Annotated in this window: 16 protein-coding genes; 7 read left to right on the plus strand and 9 right to left on the minus strand. The window is 37.5% G+C overall.

What is annotated here, in order from left to right; genetic code table 11:
* Window positions 1–36: 36 nt before the first annotated feature.
* Entirely contained in the window at window positions 37–2,301 is a 2,265-nt protein-coding gene (locus ACULEU_RS03375) for an aconitate hydratase (RefSeq protein WP_445454042.1), read from the plus strand.
* A 48-nt stretch (window positions 2,302–2,349) separates the two neighbouring features.
* Here ACULEU_RS03375 and ACULEU_RS03380 read toward each other — a convergent pair whose 3' ends face one another.
* The 3 genes from ACULEU_RS03380 to ACULEU_RS03390 all read right to left on the minus strand — a co-directional run bounded on the left by ACULEU_RS03380 (window position 2,350) and on the right by ACULEU_RS03390 (window position 5,886).
* Entirely contained in the window at window positions 2,350–2,721 is a 372-nt protein-coding gene (locus ACULEU_RS03380; protein WP_445454043.1) for a hypothetical protein, read from the minus strand.
* Window positions 2,722–2,875: 154 nt separating this feature from the next.
* On the minus strand, window positions 2,876–4,324 hold the full coding sequence (locus ACULEU_RS03385; RefSeq protein WP_445454044.1) for a glyceraldehyde-3-phosphate dehydrogenase: 1,449 nt from the start codon (window positions 4,322–4,324) through the stop codon (window positions 2,876–2,878).
* Window positions 4,325–4,497: 173 nt separating this feature from the next.
* Window positions 4,498–5,886, minus strand: a complete 1,389-nt coding sequence (locus tag ACULEU_RS03390) for a Do family serine endopeptidase (RefSeq protein WP_445454045.1) — start codon at window positions 5,884–5,886, stop codon at window positions 4,498–4,500.
* Between the two features lie 134 nt (window positions 5,887–6,020).
* Between ACULEU_RS03390 and dapF the strand changes: the two genes are divergently transcribed.
* The 5 genes from dapF (at window position 6,021) to ACULEU_RS03415 (ending at window position 10,104) form a co-directional block, all read left to right on the plus strand.
* Entirely contained in the window at window positions 6,021–6,803 is a 783-nt protein-coding gene (dapF, locus tag ACULEU_RS03395) for a diaminopimelate epimerase (protein WP_445454046.1), read from the plus strand.
* Window positions 6,804–6,899: 96 nt separating this feature from the next.
* Window positions 6,900–7,427, plus strand: a complete 528-nt coding sequence (locus tag ACULEU_RS03400) for a GNAT family N-acetyltransferase (RefSeq protein ID WP_445454047.1) — start codon at window positions 6,900–6,902, stop codon at window positions 7,425–7,427.
* Between the two features lie 6 nt (window positions 7,428–7,433).
* Window positions 7,434–8,459 carry an endolytic transglycosylase MltG gene (mltG, locus tag ACULEU_RS03405; protein ID WP_445454048.1) on the plus strand — a complete coding sequence of 342 codons (1,026 nt, stop codon included), beginning with the start codon at window positions 7,434–7,436 and terminating at the stop codon, window positions 8,457–8,459.
* 2 nt (window positions 8,460–8,461) lie between these two features.
* The gene (locus ACULEU_RS03410) at window positions 8,462–9,379 is read left to right on the plus strand and encodes a DUF2279 domain-containing protein (RefSeq protein ID WP_445454049.1); all 918 of its coding nucleotides are present in this window, start codon (window positions 8,462–8,464) and stop codon (window positions 9,377–9,379) included.
* 89 nt (window positions 9,380–9,468) lie between these two features.
* Entirely contained in the window at window positions 9,469–10,104 is a 636-nt protein-coding gene (locus ACULEU_RS03415; protein WP_445454050.1) for a peptidoglycan-binding protein LysM, read from the plus strand.
* A gap of 17 nt (window positions 10,105–10,121) precedes the next feature.
* On the opposite strand, the gene ACULEU_RS03420 is transcribed toward ACULEU_RS03415, so the two are convergent.
* From ACULEU_RS03420 to dnaA, 3 genes are read right to left on the minus strand one after another with little or no spacing between them, the layout of a single operon-like run.
* Window positions 10,122–10,844 (minus strand): SAM-dependent methyltransferase, encoded by a 723-nt coding sequence (locus ACULEU_RS03420; protein ID WP_445454051.1) that lies wholly within the window; start codon window positions 10,842–10,844, stop codon window positions 10,122–10,124.
* A 46-nt stretch (window positions 10,845–10,890) separates the two neighbouring features.
* Window positions 10,891–11,358: a low molecular weight protein-tyrosine-phosphatase gene (locus ACULEU_RS03425; protein ID WP_445454052.1), complete on the minus strand. Its 468-nt coding sequence runs from the start codon at window positions 11,356–11,358 to the stop codon at window positions 10,891–10,893.
* A gap of 41 nt (window positions 11,359–11,399) precedes the next feature.
* On the minus strand, window positions 11,400–12,827 hold the full coding sequence (gene dnaA / locus ACULEU_RS03430; RefSeq protein WP_445454053.1) for a chromosomal replication initiator protein DnaA: 1,428 nt from the start codon (window positions 12,825–12,827) through the stop codon (window positions 11,400–11,402).
* Between the two features lie 185 nt (window positions 12,828–13,012).
* On the opposite strand from dnaA, the gene ACULEU_RS03435 reads away from it, so the two are divergent.
* Complete coding sequence (locus ACULEU_RS03435) at window positions 13,013–13,411, plus strand: acyl-CoA thioesterase (protein WP_445454054.1); 399 nt, start codon at window positions 13,013–13,015, stop codon at window positions 13,409–13,411.
* Here ACULEU_RS03435 and ACULEU_RS03440 read toward each other — a convergent pair.
* The 3 genes from ACULEU_RS03440 to ribD are packed head-to-tail and all read right to left on the minus strand — an operon-like array spanning window position 13,408 to window position 15,660.
* On the minus strand, window positions 13,408–14,016 hold the full coding sequence (locus tag ACULEU_RS03440) for an IMPACT family protein (protein ID WP_445454055.1): 609 nt from the start codon (window positions 14,014–14,016) through the stop codon (window positions 13,408–13,410). The genes ACULEU_RS03435 and ACULEU_RS03440 overlap by 4 nt on opposite strands.
* Before the next feature lie 2 nt (window positions 14,017–14,018).
* A complete protein-coding gene (locus ACULEU_RS03445) occupies window positions 14,019–14,627 on the minus strand; it encodes an HAD family hydrolase (RefSeq protein ID WP_445454056.1) in 609 nt (202 codons plus the stop codon).
* The gene (ribD, locus tag ACULEU_RS03450) at window positions 14,620–15,660 is read right to left on the minus strand and encodes a bifunctional diaminohydroxyphosphoribosylaminopyrimidine deaminase/5-amino-6-(5-phosphoribosylamino)uracil reductase RibD (RefSeq protein WP_445454057.1); all 1,041 of its coding nucleotides are present in this window, start codon (window positions 15,658–15,660) and stop codon (window positions 14,620–14,622) included. The genes ACULEU_RS03445 and ribD overlap by 8 nt, the downstream gene beginning before the upstream one ends.
* Window positions 15,661–15,685 lie beyond the last annotated feature (25 nt).

Here is a 15,685-nt window from a genome sequence, read left to right on the forward strand (position 1 = left end):
AAATTTGCACTGCGAAACAAATAAACCCTAAATAGTATGGCTTTTGATATTGAAATGATTAAAAAAGTTTATGGAACAATGGCGGAGCGTGTGGATAAAGCACGTGAGTTAGTTGGTCGTCCATTAACACTTTCAGAAAAGATTTTATATTCACATTTATGGCAAGGAAACCCATCACAATCCTTCACTCGTGGAAAGGATTATGTAGATTTTGCTCCCGATAGAGTTGCTTGTCAAGATGCAACAGCACAAATGGCTTTATTGCAATTTATGCATGCCGGTAAAAAGACAGTTGCCGTTCCAACAACAGTACACTGCGATCACTTAATTCAAGCAAAAGTTGGTGCTACTACCGATTTAGCAGTAGCCAATTCACAATCAAAAGAAGTTTTCGATTTCCTCTCGTCAGTTTCTAATAAATACGGAATCGGATTCTGGAAACCAGGTTCAGGTATCATTCACCAAATCGTTTTAGAAAATTATGCATTCCCTGGCGGAATGATGATTGGAACAGACTCACACACAGTAAATGCTGGGGGTTTAGGAATGTTAGCTATTGGTGTCGGTGGAGCTGATGCGGTAGATGTCATGTCGGGTATGTCTTGGGAGTTGAAGTTTCCAAAACTTATCGGAGTAAAATTGACCGGAAAATTAAACGGTTGGACGGCACCTAAAGATGTAATCTTAAAAGTAGCTGATATTCTTACTGTAAAAGGCGGAACGGGAGCTATTGTAGAATATTTTGGTGAAGGTGCTATAAACATGTCTTGCACCGGAAAAGGAACCATTTGTAATATGGGAGCCGAAATTGGTGCAACAACATCTACTTTCGGTTACGATGACTCCATGAGAAGATATTTAGCAGCTACTGACCGTCAGGATATTGTAGATGCTGCTGATAAAGTAGCTGATTACCTAACCGGTGATGCAGAGGTTTATGCTAATCCAAGTCAGTATTTTGATCAGGTTATAGAAATTAATTTATCAGAATTAGAACCCCACATTAACGGACCATTTACTCCAGATAGAGGAACGCCGGTTTCTCAAATGAAAGAAGAAGCTGCTAAAAATGGTTGGCCTCTAAAAGTGGAATGGGGATTAATAGGGTCGTGTACCAATTCCTCATACGAAGATATGGCTCGAGCTGCTTCTATAGTAGAGCAAGCCGTGGCTCACGGAATTACACCAAAAGCCGAATTCGGAATCAATCCTGGTTCAGAACAGATTCGATACACTATCGAAAGAGACGGCATTATTGCTACTTTCGAAAAAATGGGAACGAAAGTATTTACCAATGCTTGCGGACCTTGTATCGGACAGTGGGACAGGGCAGGTGCCGATAAAGGAGAAAAAAATACTATCGTTCACTCGTTCAATAGAAACTTCTCAAAACGTGCCGATGGTAATCCAAATACACACGCTTTTGTAACATCCCCTGAAATGGTTGCTGCTTTAGCAATTTCTGGAGACTTGTCATTCAACCCAATAACGGATACGCTATTAAATGACAAGGGTGAAGCGATTAAATTAAATCCACCTCACGGCGATGAATTACCTAAAAGAGGATTTGATGTGGAAGATGCCGGTTTTCAAGCTCCAGCTGCCGACGGAAGTGGCGTACAAGTAGTCGTTTCTCCAACTTCGGAAAGATTACAGTTGTTAGCACCTTTTGACGCTTGGGATGGTAAAAATATCACAGGAGCCAAATTATTAATAAAAGCTTTCGGAAAATGTACCACCGATCACATTTCTATGGCTGGGCCATGGTTGCGTTTCCGTGGTCATTTAGATAATATTTCTAATAATATGCTAATTGGAGCGGTGAATGCGTTCAATCAGGAAGCGAATAAAGTTCAAAATCAATTAACAGGAGCTTACGATGCGGTTCCTGCTGTTGCCAGAGCCTACAAAGCTGCTGGAGTTCCTACAATTGTGGTGGGAGACCAAAACTATGGTGAAGGTTCCTCGAGAGAGCATGCAGCTATGGAGCCAAGATTTCTTGGAGTTAAAGCGGTTTTAGTAAAATCATTTGCCCGTATTCATGAAACCAATTTGAAAAAACAAGGGATGTTGGCCTTGACTTTTGCAAACGAAGCTGATTATGATAAAATTCAGGAGAATGATACCATCAATTTCTTGGATTTGACGGAGTTTGCTCCAGCAAAACCATTGACTTTAGAATTCGTTCATGCTGATGGTTCTAAAGATATCATTTTGGCAAATCATACTTACAACGAAAGTCAAATAGGATGGTTTGTTGCGGGCTCTGCCTTAAACCTGATTGCGGCAGGAAAAGCGTAATCAAGTGGTATAAATAAAAAAATGCTCAACATTTGTTGAGCATTTTTTTTATAACTTATTTTTATAAATTTCTTTGAGTCCGGAGTCCCATTCTACTACTTCATAATAGAAATCAACCGCAGTAAGACTATTCTTTTTTCTGATGATGCATTTACCGGTAACATCGGCTTCTGCGCCTTCAACCGTTATTTTTTTATTGCTTTGCAACTTGTTCTCTAAATACAAGTCATAAATTTTTCTGGCAATTTCCTGACGAATAGTCATCTTAGAATTATAGGTGCTCACAATAATAACACCTTTTTTAGAACGGGCGACGAGCTCCATTCCATTTTGACCATAGTTATAGGTCTCTACTCGAGGTTCTCCTTTAGAGAACGCAAAACAGCTTACGATAAGTAAACCAAAAAGCACTTTCTTCATAAATAATAGATTTGTGGGGGCAACAAATTAGGGACGAAAATTAATAAAAAAAATTATACGAATTGCATTTATCAACAAAAAAATGTTAATAACATAAAAAATCCGTTTAGCTTATAACAAACTAAACGGATTTTACCCTACTGAATTACTAATTTTAGTAATAAGTGTAGCGTCTTACTTTTGCAATATATTTTGCCAAACGAATTACCTGATGGCTGTATCCATATTCATTGTCATACCATACATAAAGCACAATATTCTTTCCGTCTCCGGAAACAATCGTCGCATTGCTGTCGTAGATTGAAGGTTGAGCCGTTCCAACAATATCCGAAGAAACTAATTCATTATTTAATGAATATCTGATTTGTTCCACCAATTCACCTTCCAAAGCGTATTTCTTCATAATAGCGTTTACTGATTCTACAGAAGTTTCTTTAGCTACCTCCAAATTCATTACTACAAGCGAACCATTAGGAACAGGAACACGAATTGCATTTGAAGTTAATTTTCCGGCCAAGCTTGGTAATGCTTTTGCAACAGCTGTTCCGGCACCAGTTTCTGTAATAACCATGTTCAGCGCAGCAGCACGTCCGCGACGGTATTTTTTGTGCATGTTATCTACCAAATTCTGGTCATTAGTATAAGCATGAATGGTCTCTATATGACCTTTTACAACGCCAAGAGCGTCTTCAACCACTTTCAGGACTGGAGTGATAGCATTGGTAGTACAAGATGCCGCAGAAAAAATGGCTACCTTATCCGGATTATGATCGTTGTGGTTTACTCCGTATACAATATTCGGAATCCCTTTTCCTGGAGCCGTCAATAGGACTTTATGAACTCCTTTGGATACTAAGTGACGTTTTAAAGCCTCTTCTGTAGTAAAAGCTCCGGTATTATCTATTAACAAACATTCTTCAATGCCGTATTTTGTATAATCAATTTCTTCAGGATTAGCAGCAGTAATGACGTGTACAGTAGTTCCATTGATGATTAAGGCTTGGTTTTCGGCATCTGCTTGAACCGAACCTTGAAAATCACCATGAACCGAATCGTAACGCAATAAAGATGCTCTTTTTTCCAATGAAGTCGCATCGTTTTTGTCGCGGGTAACAATGGCACGAAGACGTAGCTGTTGTCCTTTGCCCATTTTACTCATCATTTCACGAGCTAATAATCGTCCAATTCGCCCAAAACCGTATAAAACAACATCTTTCGGTTTTAGGTCATGGAAATCTTTGGCATTTTTTAACTTGTCAATAACAAAAGCACGACCATCATCGTATTTATTGTCTTCTAGATGATATTCATAAGTTAATTTTCCGATATCGATTCTTGAGGGCGGTAAATCTAAATCGAGCATCGCGCGTGCAATTTCTACCGAATCAAAAATATTGATGGGTTTTTGAACAAATTCTCCGGCATATTCGTGAAAGTTAATGATGTCGCTAACATTTCTATCAATCAATTGGTTTCTGAAAAGGACCAATTCGATGGATTTGTCATACCACAAATCACTGATAATCTTAATGAGTTCAACGGCTGCTTTTCTTCGATCCGCCTGAAATGATACCTCTTTCTCGTAAAATTTGTTACTGTCCATAAAGTAAATACGTATTTAGTTGTGTTGCCTGTCCCGAATGTATTTCGGAATCTTAATTTGGCGCAAAAATATAAAAATGATATGTTTCACGAAAACGATTTCGTAACTTTTTTGTAAAACAAAAAAACCAGCCCTAAAAAGAACTGGTTTCAATCAATACTAACCTTTTATTCTTATAAAATTATCTGGACAACTTGGCCTATCTTGTTAATCATTTGTATGTTAACGCTTTGACCTTCCTCTTTTTTATTTAAAAATTTAGATAGGGTTTGAACGTCTGTCGCTTTTACATTATCAACCGAAAGAATAATGCTTCCTTTAAGTTGGTCATAATAGGGTCGAAGATTGTCGTTGTTGATGTCCTTGATACGAACGCCATAACCGATTCGGAATTTTCGTTTATCAGCACTATCAATATCTTCCAATTCTAATCCTTTAAACTCGGTAGTTACCATTTCATTTTTGATTAAAGTAACCGGTACCATTTTAGTTTCTCCATCTCTTATAAAAGTAACCTGAACCTTATCGTTGGGTCTTTTGGTACTGATATATCCCGATAATTCTGAGAAAGAACTGATTTTCTGATTGTCTAATTTTTTGATAATATCTCCTTGCTTTAAGCCTGCTTTTTCGGCACCAGAGTTCTTCGTAATTTTATTGATGTAAAAACCTTCCGTATCTGTAATTCCTAATTCTTTCGAAGCTTTACTATTTAATTCGCCTCCTTCAACTCCCAAAATACCGCGCTGTACATTGCCAAATTCCATGATATCTTCAATAATTTTACGGGTAATGTTAGAAGGAACGGCGAACGAATATCCTGTATAACTTCCGGTTGGAGAGGAAATCATCGTATTAATTCCGATTAATTCCCCACGGGTGTTAACCAAAGCACCACCGGAATTCCCCGGATTTACAGCAGCATCGGTTTGAATGAACGATTGGAGTCCGTTATTCTCTAAGTTTCGGGCTTTCGCAGATACAATTCCGGCTGTAACGGTAGAATTCAAGTTGTAAGGATTGCCAACGGCCAAAACCCATTCGCCCACTTTAACCTGATCAGAATCTGCAAAAGTAGAATACGGCAGTTTTTCATCGGCATTGATTTTTAATAGCGCAATGTCCATTTTAGAATCGGTTCCGATAAGTTTGGCTTTATATGATTTGTTGTTGTTTAAAGTAACTTCAAGTTCTGAAGCATCTTTGATTACATGATTATTGGTCACTACATAACCATCCTCAGAAATAATTACCCCAGAACCTGTTCCTATTTGTTCTTGTTGTTGTCCGCCTCGAGAGCCATAAAAGAATTGCATGATAGGGTCGGAAACTGTGCGAACAGAGACATTCTTAACGTGAACGACGGAATGAATGGTGCTTTCAGCAGCAGCTGTAAAATCTACAGCTTCGCCTGATAATCCAACCGTTCTACCATAACTATTTGGCGCCAAAGTTACAATCGAATCGCTACTGTTCTTTTCTTCTACAAATAATTTGTACGCGCCCAATGTGGTTGCACCACTCAATAAAGAAACCAAAAATAAACCTGAAAATCGTTTCATCTTAAATACCATTTTAAATTATTTGATAGTAAAATTAAAAAAAATCAATTTTCATCCGAACGGCCTTTAACGCTCGTTTAACAATTTTTAAGTTAATCTTAATATTTGCTATATTTGTGGGAGTAAACGATGCTATGAAAACCACATTTTACAAATACGAAGGGACGGGAAATGACTTTATCTTTATCGATAACAGACAAAATACGTTCCCGAAAGACAATACCCAACTTATCGAAAAGTTTTGCGACAGACGCTTCGGAATTGGAGCTGATGGCCTGATATTGTTAGAAAATGACGACAAAACCGATTTCAGAATGGTCTATTACAATTCGGATGGCAACCAAAGCTCTATGTGTGGTAATGGCGGACGGTGTATTGTGGCTTTTGCCAAAAGATTGCATATAATTTCAAACGAGACGACCTTTATAGCTACAGATGGCTTGCACTATGCTTCCTTTCTTGAAAATGGCGATGTCGCGTTGCAAATGAAAGATGTAAATGACGTTAAAATAGAAAGCGATTATGTTTTTCTAAACACGGGTTCCCCACATCATATAATGCTTGTAGACGACTTGGACGTTTATGATGTAAAGTCGAATGGAGCCAAAATACGGTATTCTGATTTGTACGGAAAAGCAGGAAGCAATGTTAATTTTGTACACCAAATGGCAGACAATCATTTTCGTTTGCGTACCTACGAACGCGGCGTAGAGGATGAAACCTATTCCTGCGGTACTGGAGCTACTGCAGCTGCTATCGCGATGAATGCCCTAGGTAAAACTAACGCGCATAGTATTGATTTGGATGTTGAAGGTGGAAAACTTCAGGTTTCTTTTGATAAAGTAAACGATGGATACATCAATGTTTTTCTGAAAGGACCTGCAACTTTTGTTTTTGAAGGAGCAATCGATTTGTAATTTAAGATTTGTGATTTAGGATTTAAAAAAAGTTTTATTCGCTATGTAAGTTCACAGTTAAATTATACAATCAAAAATCATCATTCTAAAATCAATATGACAACACTAAAAGGAACTAAGATTTTTCTCCGTGCACTCGAACCCGAGGATTTAGAGTTTATCTATGTTATAGAAAATGATGAATCAATCTGGGAGGTCAGTAATACCATAACTCCTTATAGCAAATTTCTCATCCGGCAGTATTTAGAAAATGCCCATCAGGATATTTATGAAGTGAAACAATTGCGATTGGCCATTTGCAAAAACAACACTTTCGAAGCGATTGGACTAATTGATCTATTTGATTTTGATGTAAAGAACCAACGTGCGGGAGTGGGGATTATAATTCAAAATGATAGCAACAGAAATAGTGGTTTTGGAAAAGAGGCCTTAAGTTTGGTAATTGATTATAGCTTTCAGCACCTACAGTTGCATCAATTGTATGCAAATATCGGAACGGATAATACAGCAAGTTTAGCACTTTTTACTACATTTGGATTTGAGAAAATTGGCGTAAAAAAAGATTGGAATTTTGCCAACTACGCCTTTCATGACGAAGCTGTTTTTCAATTAATTAAAAAATAAATTGTTTTGAATAAGACTAAAATCATCAAGATTCTGGCCATCGCTTTTATAGTATTTGTGGCGATTGTTTATATTAAATTTTTTACTTCTAATACCAAAATCGCCAAAGATGAATTTGTTGAGATTCCAACAGGTTCCTCGTATCAAGACGTCGAAAGGATTCTTTCACCAATAGTAAAGAATATGAATGATTTCGAATTTATCGCTAAAATGCGTAAGTATCCTGAGAACGTCAAAGCTGGACGCTTTTTGTTAAAGAAAGGGATGAGTGCTTTTCAATTGGTAGGCGCTATGCGAAGAAATGTTCCTGTAAAATTGGCTTTTAACAATCAGGAACGATTGGAAAACTTGGTAGAACGTTTGAGTTCTCAAATAGAGCCCGACACTACAAAGCTTTTGGCAACTTTTAAAGAGGATGCTTTCTTAAAGCAAAACGGATTTACAGCACAAACTGTTTTTGCTATGTTTTTACCCAATACGTATGAAGTGTATTGGAATATTTCGGCTGAAAAGTTCCGTGATAAAATGCTGGAAGAGTATCAACGTTTCTGGACGAAAGAGCGCTTGGCAAGGGCAGAGGCTTTAAACATGACTCCGGTTCAGGTAACTACGTTAGCCGCTATTGTTCATAAAGAGTCGGTTAAAAAAAGTGAGCGCCCTACGATTGCTGGCGTATATCTTAACCGATTGAACCAAGGTATGCCGCTACAAGCTGATCCTACTGTAATATACGCTTTGAAGTTAAGAGACAACGATTTTAATCAGGTCATCAAACGAGTTTTATATAATGATTTGTTTATCAATTCTCCTTACAATACCTATAAAGTAATTGGTTTGCCTCCCGGACCAATAGCCATGCCCGATGTGGATGCCATTGATGCAGTCCTCAATTCGGAAAAGCATGAGTATCTTTATTTCTGTGCGAGTGTGGAAAAATTTGGTTACCATGTTTTTGCGGCTACCTATGAGCAACATCAGGTAAATGCTAAGAAATATGCGGATTGGTTGAATACGCAAGGTACAAATCGATAATTTTGAAATTCCTCCATGGCATAAGTGCTTTTTTGCTATTGGGATGTTTCCAAAACTCCTCTGCTCAAAGCAGCATCGAACGTTTATTGAAACCTTCGGATAGTTTAAACAATAAGCGTCTTAAAACAATTGTTATTTCAGAAACCGTTCTAGGTTCAACGGCCTTAATCGGTTTAAATCAGGCTTGGTATGCCGATTATCCGCGTTCTGATTTTCATTTTATTAACGACAACGCCGAATGGCTTCAGATGGATAAAGCTGGTCATGTCTTTTCATCCTATCATCTCGGAAGTTTAGGAGCCAATGCCCTCAAATGGACAGGTGCAAGTAGGAAAAGCCAATTGCTTTATGGTGCCACTTTAGGTTTGGCTTTTTTGACTACGGTGGAAGTTTTCGATGGTTTTTCGGCTAATTGGGGTGCATCTTTAGGAGATGTTGCCGCCAACGTTTCTGGTACGGCCTTATACGTTTCGCAAGAGTTGTTGTGGAAAGAACAACGCATTATACCTAAGTTTTCGTTTCATACCACTCCTTATGCTTCTGCAAGACCTAATGTTTTGGGAAGTTCTCTTCCGGAGCAGATTCTGAAAGACTACAACGGTCAAACCTATTGGCTTTCCGCCAATATCCAAAGCTTTACCAAGTCAACGGTGATTCCCAAGTGGCTCAATATCGCGGTGGGTTATGGTGCCGAAGGAATGCTAACTGGTGAAGAAGGTTTCGTGAATACCATTTTTCTTCCTGAAAAGGAAAGATACCGTCAATTTTATCTCAGTCTCGATGTTGATTTGACTAAAATTAAAACCAAATCCCATTTCGTTAAGACAATTTTAACAGTCTTTAATTCGATTAAAATTCCCGCTCCAACGTTTGAAATCAAGGGCTCAGGCGGAAGTAAATTTCACTTGCTTTATTTTTAAGTTGTTGACAGTCAATTTTGTAATTATATGTTGTATATTTGCACTCGGAAATATTCATGTCGGTGACAGCGCTTGAGAAACACCTTTAAATGATCAAGAAAAGTATATTTTACATTTCAATCCTACTAACTGTAGCTTTTATAAGCTCAGGTTTTAAACCTTACACTCCCCAAATTAATAACGGATTTTCTGTATCTGATAATGAAGAGCTTTTATATGTTTTTCCTTCTCAGAACACTATGGATTACGCCAATCTGAAAATTCCTTTTACAGGAAAATATTTTATTGGCTTTAAAGAGGCTTTGGCTCACAAAGAATCTCAAGGAAAATACCATAAAATTAATACGCTCGGTTATATGGGGAAATACCAATTTGGTAAAGAAACCCTTAAATCAATCGGAATTAATGACAGTGCCCGCTTTATGAGCAGTCCCAAACTACAGGAAAAAGCCTTTGTAGCTTTACTTTCTAAAAACAAGTATGAGTTGAAGAACTACATCCAGTATTTTGAAGGAAAGATTGTCGATGGCGTTAAAATTACGGAATCAGGAATCTTGGCTGCAGCCCATTTGGGAGGCGCAGGTTCGGTCAAACGTTTTTTAAATTCCAACGGTGAAAAAAAATGCAAAGACGATTACGGTACTTCAGTTAAAAGCTATATGAGAGATTTTGGTGGATTTGAAACCAAAAGTATTCAGGCCGTTAAGAATGCTAAGGTAGAGTAATTGCATTTATACGTTTCCTAAAACTTATGAATGATAAATATCGTTGGTCTATTGTGTAAATCCACTTTCACCTTTTTCCAATCCGCTACTCGTAAGGTTTTAATATATTCTGTTGGAAGCGTAATATCCGTAGCAATGCAAAGATGTGTATTGGGCTGTAATGCCTGTAACAAATCTTCCAATAACTTATTATTCCGGTAAGGCGTTTCAATGAAAATCTGCGATTGATTTTTGGCAGACGAAAGGTTTTCGAAGTTTTTTAAAGCTGCCTTTTTATCGCCTTTATCAATAGGAAGATAACCATTAAAGGCAAAACTTTGTCCGTTCATTCCAGAGCCCATCATTGCCAGTAGGATGGAAGAAGGCCCAACCAAAGGAACAACCTGGATTCCTTTTTCATGCGCAATTTTGACAATTACGGCTCCAGGATCAGCAACACCCGGGCAACCTGCTTCACTCATTAAGCCAATATTGTGACCATTCAAACAAGGCGCAATCATGGCATTGTATTCGGATACCTCAGTACGTTTGTTTAAGAGTGTAAGTCGTAAACTGGACTGTGCTTTTTCGGGATGAATAGCTTTGATAAACTTTCGGGCCGTTTTCTCATTTTCAACGATGTAGTCGTCAATAAAGTCGATAGCTCTTTTTACCGTTTGTGGTAAAACATCATGAGGATCCATGTCACCCAAGGTGGTTGGAATTAAATATAACTTTCCTTTCAGGGTAACAGGTTTCATCTGCGCTATTGCATTTTTTATTGGTCAGATGAAATGCTATAGCATTTCATGAATGTTTTGCTATCAGTTTTTTAGACAGAAGCGTACACGTTTCATCGAGCATTTCATACACCATATCAAAGCCATTCTGTAGGCCGTAATAAGGGTCCGGAACATCTACATTATCGCCCGGAAACAATTCGTTCAAAATGAGTTGTACTTTCTTTTTTTGGTCTTCATTTTTGGCGAGTCCAATGACATCATCGTAATTGGTATTGTCCATCACGAAGATATAATCAAAATCCTCAAAATCTCTGGAGCTAAATTGTCGCGCTTTCTGAGTAGAAATATCGAGGCCGTGTTTTTGGGCGGTCATCACAGAGCGTTTGTCTGGTTGCTTGCCAATATGATAAGCACCTGTTCCAGCGGAATCCACAAAAAATCTATCTTTAGGAAGTTTGGCCGCTAAGAGACCTTCTGCCAAGGGTGATCGGCAAATATTTCCAAGACAAACCATCAAAATTTTAACGGGCATAATCAAATCGTTCTAGACCGCAAACTTAGTCAAAAAGAGAATTATAGGGATAATTTTTTATGAATATCTTCTACAAATTTTTTGAACTGTTTGTCTGTTGAAACCAAGTTGTCCACCGTTTTACAAGCATGTAATACCGTAGCGTGGTCACGATCTCCAATTTGAGAACCAATATTGGCTAAGGACGATTTTGTAAATTTCTTAGCAAAGAACATGGCTAATTGACGTGCCTGCACCACATGGCGTTTTCTTGTTTTAGATTGCAAGGTATCGATGTCCAACTGGAAATAATCAGAAACTACTTTTTGGATGTAGTCAATGGATATTTCACGTTTTACATTTTTCACGAATTTTTCTACTACGCTTTTGGCCAAATCTAAAGTCACTTCCTTTTTGTTAAAAGATGATTGGGCGATTAGCGAAATAATAGCTCCTTCCAACTCACGAACATTCGACTTGATATTGCGAGCCACATACTCTATAATCTCGTCCGGCATTTCAACGCCATCACGATATAAAATATTTTTTAAGATAGAAATACGGGTTTCGTAGTCAGGCTGATGTAATTCGGCTGACAATCCCCATTTGAAACGGGACAACAATCGTTGTTCGATATCCTGCATATCCACCGGAGCTTTATCGGAAGTCAGAATGACTTGTTTGCCGTTTTGGTGTAAGTAATTGAATATGTGGAAGAATACATCCTGCGTTCCTGTTTTTCCGGAAAGGAACTGAACGTCATCGATAATCAACACATCAATCAATTGGTAAAAATGAATAAAATCGTTTCTATTATTCTTTTTAACAGAGTCGATATACTGTTGGGTAAATACTTCAGCAGAAATATACAACACTGTTTTTTCAGGATACTTATCTTTTATTTCAACCCCAATAGCATGGGCTAAGTGGGTTTTTCCTAATCCGACACCACCAAAAATGAGTAGCGGATTGAATGAGGTTCCACCAGGTTTGTTCGCAACAGCCATTCCGGCAGAACGAGCCAATCGGTTGGAATCTCCTTCTAGGAAATTGTCAAAACTATAGTTTGGATTTAGTTGCGACTCAATTTTTAAGTTTCGGATACCCGGAATTACAAAAGGATTTTTTAATTCGGGATTGAGGTTTTTAAACGGGGCATCAACGTCTTGTGATTTTATCGGACTTCTATGGGCACTTGGCAATTGTTCCGTAAACGGTTGTTTGTTGCCGTAAGTGTTTTCCATCTTGATTTTATAGAGTAACTTTGCATTTTTACCAAGTTCTTTAGTCAAGGCAACTTTCAAAAGTTTTACATAGTGTTCTTCAAGCCATTCGTAGAAGAATTTACTAGGAACTTGAATGTAAAGAGCATTATCAGTTAGTTCCACTGACTTAATCGGTTCAAACCAAGTTTTGTAGGCTTGCTCTTGAATATTGTCTTTTATAAATAGTAGACAGTTTTCCCACACCGATTGCGCAGTTTTACTCATTTGGTTTAAAATTATAGTATTTATGTATTAGGTTTTAACTCTAAAAAACAACGAATGTTTTTACTGTTTTTCGGGGTAACAAATATGTGAATAAAATTCGTTAAAAAAAATTAAAATGGCATTGATTTTTTAAAAAAAATGTTGTAAAGATTGAAATATACTCCAATAAAAAGCAGAAAAATAAGATGAAAGAACATCAAATTCAAGTGAGAGTCCGTTACTCCGAAACCGATCAAATGAGTGTGGTTTATCACGGCAATTATGTGCCCTATTTTGAGATGGGACGCGTGGAATGGCTCAGAAACAAAGGGATTTCGTATAAAACGCTCGAAGAGAACGGAATTGCATTGCCTATAGTTTCGATGACTATAAATTACAAAAAACCAGCACGTTATGATGATTTACTTACAGTTGTAACCAAGTTTAAAGGACAATCTTCAGTAAAGGTGGAATTTGATTGTGAAATTCGTAATGAAAATAATGAGTTGTTAACAACTGCGCATTTTATGTTGGTATTTGTAGACATCAATTTAGGAAAAGCTATTCAGCCACCGCAGTATATTTTGGACATTATGAACGATTAAACTTTTTGAATGTCCACTTCAAATAAATTTGAAAAAATGTCGAAAATCATATCGGCATTTTTTTTTCGCGTACTCAGTTCCATTTGGCAGCTTTCGTCCATGTGCTGTGCTACAATGTTGAGGTTTTTTTCTTTGATAACACGCATCACTTTGTTCATGTTTTTATAATCAAATGTAATGGAGAAATGGATGTCAATAGTTTTTTCTATAATGACAGCTTCAGAAAGAGCCATTTGTGCCGCAGTTCTATAAGCCGATATTAATCCGCCCACACCTAATTTTACTCCGCCATAAAATCGGACCACCACTACCAAAACATTGGTTAGGCCAAATGATTGAATCTGACCGTATATCGGCATTCCGGCTGAATTACTGGGTTCGCCGTCATCATTGGCACGAAATTGAAGGGTTTCTGTTCCGAGTTGAAACGCATAGCAAAAGTGCACTGCACCAAAATGCTGTTTGCGTAATTGTTCCAGATGTTTTTTGATTTCTTCTTCACTGTTGACCGGAAAGGCATAACCAAAAAACTTACTGTTTTTTTCTTTGTAGAGGATTTCGGTTGATGGAGAAGCTAAGGTTTTATAAGTGTCTTTTACTTCCAAAATTATAAAGGCAAATCTTTCTTTTCAAACAAATCGACAACATCTTCTTGACCTACTTGTAAATTCCATACATAGAGTCCAAGCGATGCAGCAACATCCGTATTTTCTTTTTTATCATCCACAAATAAAGTTCTTTTTGGAGATAAATCGTGTTTTCGTAAGATAGTGTTGAAAATTTCCGGATCGGGTTTACGCATTCCCATTTCATAGGAATAATAGACTTTCTCAAAACAGCGATAGAAATCAGAATAAAAGGACATGCCTACTTTATGTTCAAAACGCTCGATATGAATCGAATCCGTATTGGTTAACAGAAACAAGCGGTACTTGCCGGCAAGCATTTGTAGAAACTCCAAGCGGTACAGCGGAAAATCGCCTATGACCGAATTCCAAGCCTTCGTGATTTCCTCTACACTGGCATTCGGGATGTATTTTGTAAAGCAATTGATAAACTCCAATTCGTTTATTTTTCCTTTCTCGAATAAGTCATTATGAGCTAACAAATCTTCGTTTGGGCCATTCAATCCAAGTTTTTGGAACTCTACAAGAGATTGTTCTTTTCTAAGATTGATAAAAACATCCCCAAAATCGAAAATAATAGCGTTAATCATGGTTGAAATAAAGTTTAAGTTGGTCGTTTTTAATGTCTTTTGTTTGGTATACTCCATTTAAAACAGGTTTTTCAATACCCTTTTCCAAATGTACGTTTCCTATAAAAACTCTAGCTTCATCCCAAAGGTTGTCCTCTATAAAACTTTGAAGAGTTTGTTTTCCACCTTCTATGAGTACAGACTGAATCCCATATTTGTATAAAATAGCGACAATTGTTTTGGTTAGCTCCATATCAAAGATAGCATTTTCATATATACAATTTTCAGTAGCTATTAAATTTTCCAGCTCGGTAATGATGATGGTTTTTGTTTTTTCATCTCTGACAAAGAACTCTTTAGCTATTTTTCCAGATCGGTCCAACACGATTCGAATGGGGTTTGCGCCACACCAATCTCTCACATCCAATTTAGGATTGTCCTCTAAAACGGTATTGGTTCCCACCAAAATAGCTTGCTCCTCGCTTCGCCATTGATGGGCTAGCTGTCTCGAAAAGACATTGGAAATCCATACAGGCGCTTTCTTTTCTTTGGTTAACGGCGCTATGAATCCGTCTAAACTTTCCGCCCATTTTAACACAATATAGGGTCGCTTTTTATTGTGAAACGTGAAGAAGCGTTTGTTCAGTTCTTGACATTCTTTTTCTAAAATGCCTACCGTAACATGCACTCCATTTTCTTCTAGTCTTTTAATGCCACTACCAGCTACTTTACTGTGTGGATCTATGGTTCCAATTACGACATTCGGGATTTTATGTTTCAGAATTAAATCACAACACGGCGGCGTTTTCCCATAATGACTGCAAGGTTCCAACGATACATATATAGTTGCTTTGGACAACAGCGAAGAATCTTTTGCCGAATTAATAGCATTTACTTCGGCATGTGCTTCACCTGCTTTTCGATGCCAGCCTTCTCCGATGATTTCATTATTATAAACAATTATACTGCCAACCATAGGATTCGGATACGTTGTTCCTAGACCATTTTTGGCTAATGCAATACAGCGGTTTATGTATTTTTCATGTATATTCACGGCACAAAAATAAGACAACTTTTAG

The sequence above is a fragment of the Flavobacterium sp. 25HG05S-40 genome (assembly GCF_052654735.1).

Excerpts from the sequence above, each read along its gene's own strand:
- ACULEU_RS03375 (WP_445454042.1), top strand. The coding sequence starts at position 37 with ATGGCTTTTGATATTGAAATGATTAAAAAAGTTTATGGAACAATGGCG.
- ACULEU_RS03380 (WP_445454043.1), bottom strand. The coding sequence starts at position 2,721 with ATGAAGAAAGTGCTTTTTGGTTTACTTATCGTAAGCTGTTTTGCGTTC.
- ACULEU_RS03385 (WP_445454044.1), bottom strand. The coding sequence starts at position 4,324 with ATGGACAGTAACAAATTTTACGAGAAAGAGGTATCATTTCAGGCGGAT.
- ACULEU_RS03390 (WP_445454045.1), bottom strand. The coding sequence starts at position 5,886 with ATGAAACGATTTTCAGGTTTATTTTTGGTTTCTTTATTGAGTGGTGCA.
- dapF (WP_445454046.1), top strand. The coding sequence starts at position 6,021 with ATGAAAACCACATTTTACAAATACGAAGGGACGGGAAATGACTTTATC.
- ACULEU_RS03400 (WP_445454047.1), top strand. The coding sequence starts at position 6,900 with ATGACAACACTAAAAGGAACTAAGATTTTTCTCCGTGCACTCGAACCC.
- ACULEU_RS03415 (WP_445454050.1), top strand. The coding sequence starts at position 9,469 with ATGATCAAGAAAAGTATATTTTACATTTCAATCCTACTAACTGTAGCT.
- ACULEU_RS03420 (WP_445454051.1), bottom strand. The coding sequence starts at position 10,844 with ATGAAACCTGTTACCCTGAAAGGAAAGTTATATTTAATTCCAACCACC.
- ACULEU_RS03425 (WP_445454052.1), bottom strand. The coding sequence starts at position 11,358 with ATGCCCGTTAAAATTTTGATGGTTTGTCTTGGAAATATTTGCCGATCA.
- dnaA (WP_445454053.1), bottom strand. The coding sequence starts at position 12,827 with ATGAGTAAAACTGCGCAATCGGTGTGGGAAAACTGTCTACTATTTATA.
- ACULEU_RS03435 (WP_445454054.1), top strand. The coding sequence starts at position 13,013 with ATGAAAGAACATCAAATTCAAGTGAGAGTCCGTTACTCCGAAACCGAT.
- ACULEU_RS03445 (WP_445454056.1), bottom strand. The coding sequence starts at position 14,627 with ATGATTAACGCTATTATTTTCGATTTTGGGGATGTTTTTATCAATCTT.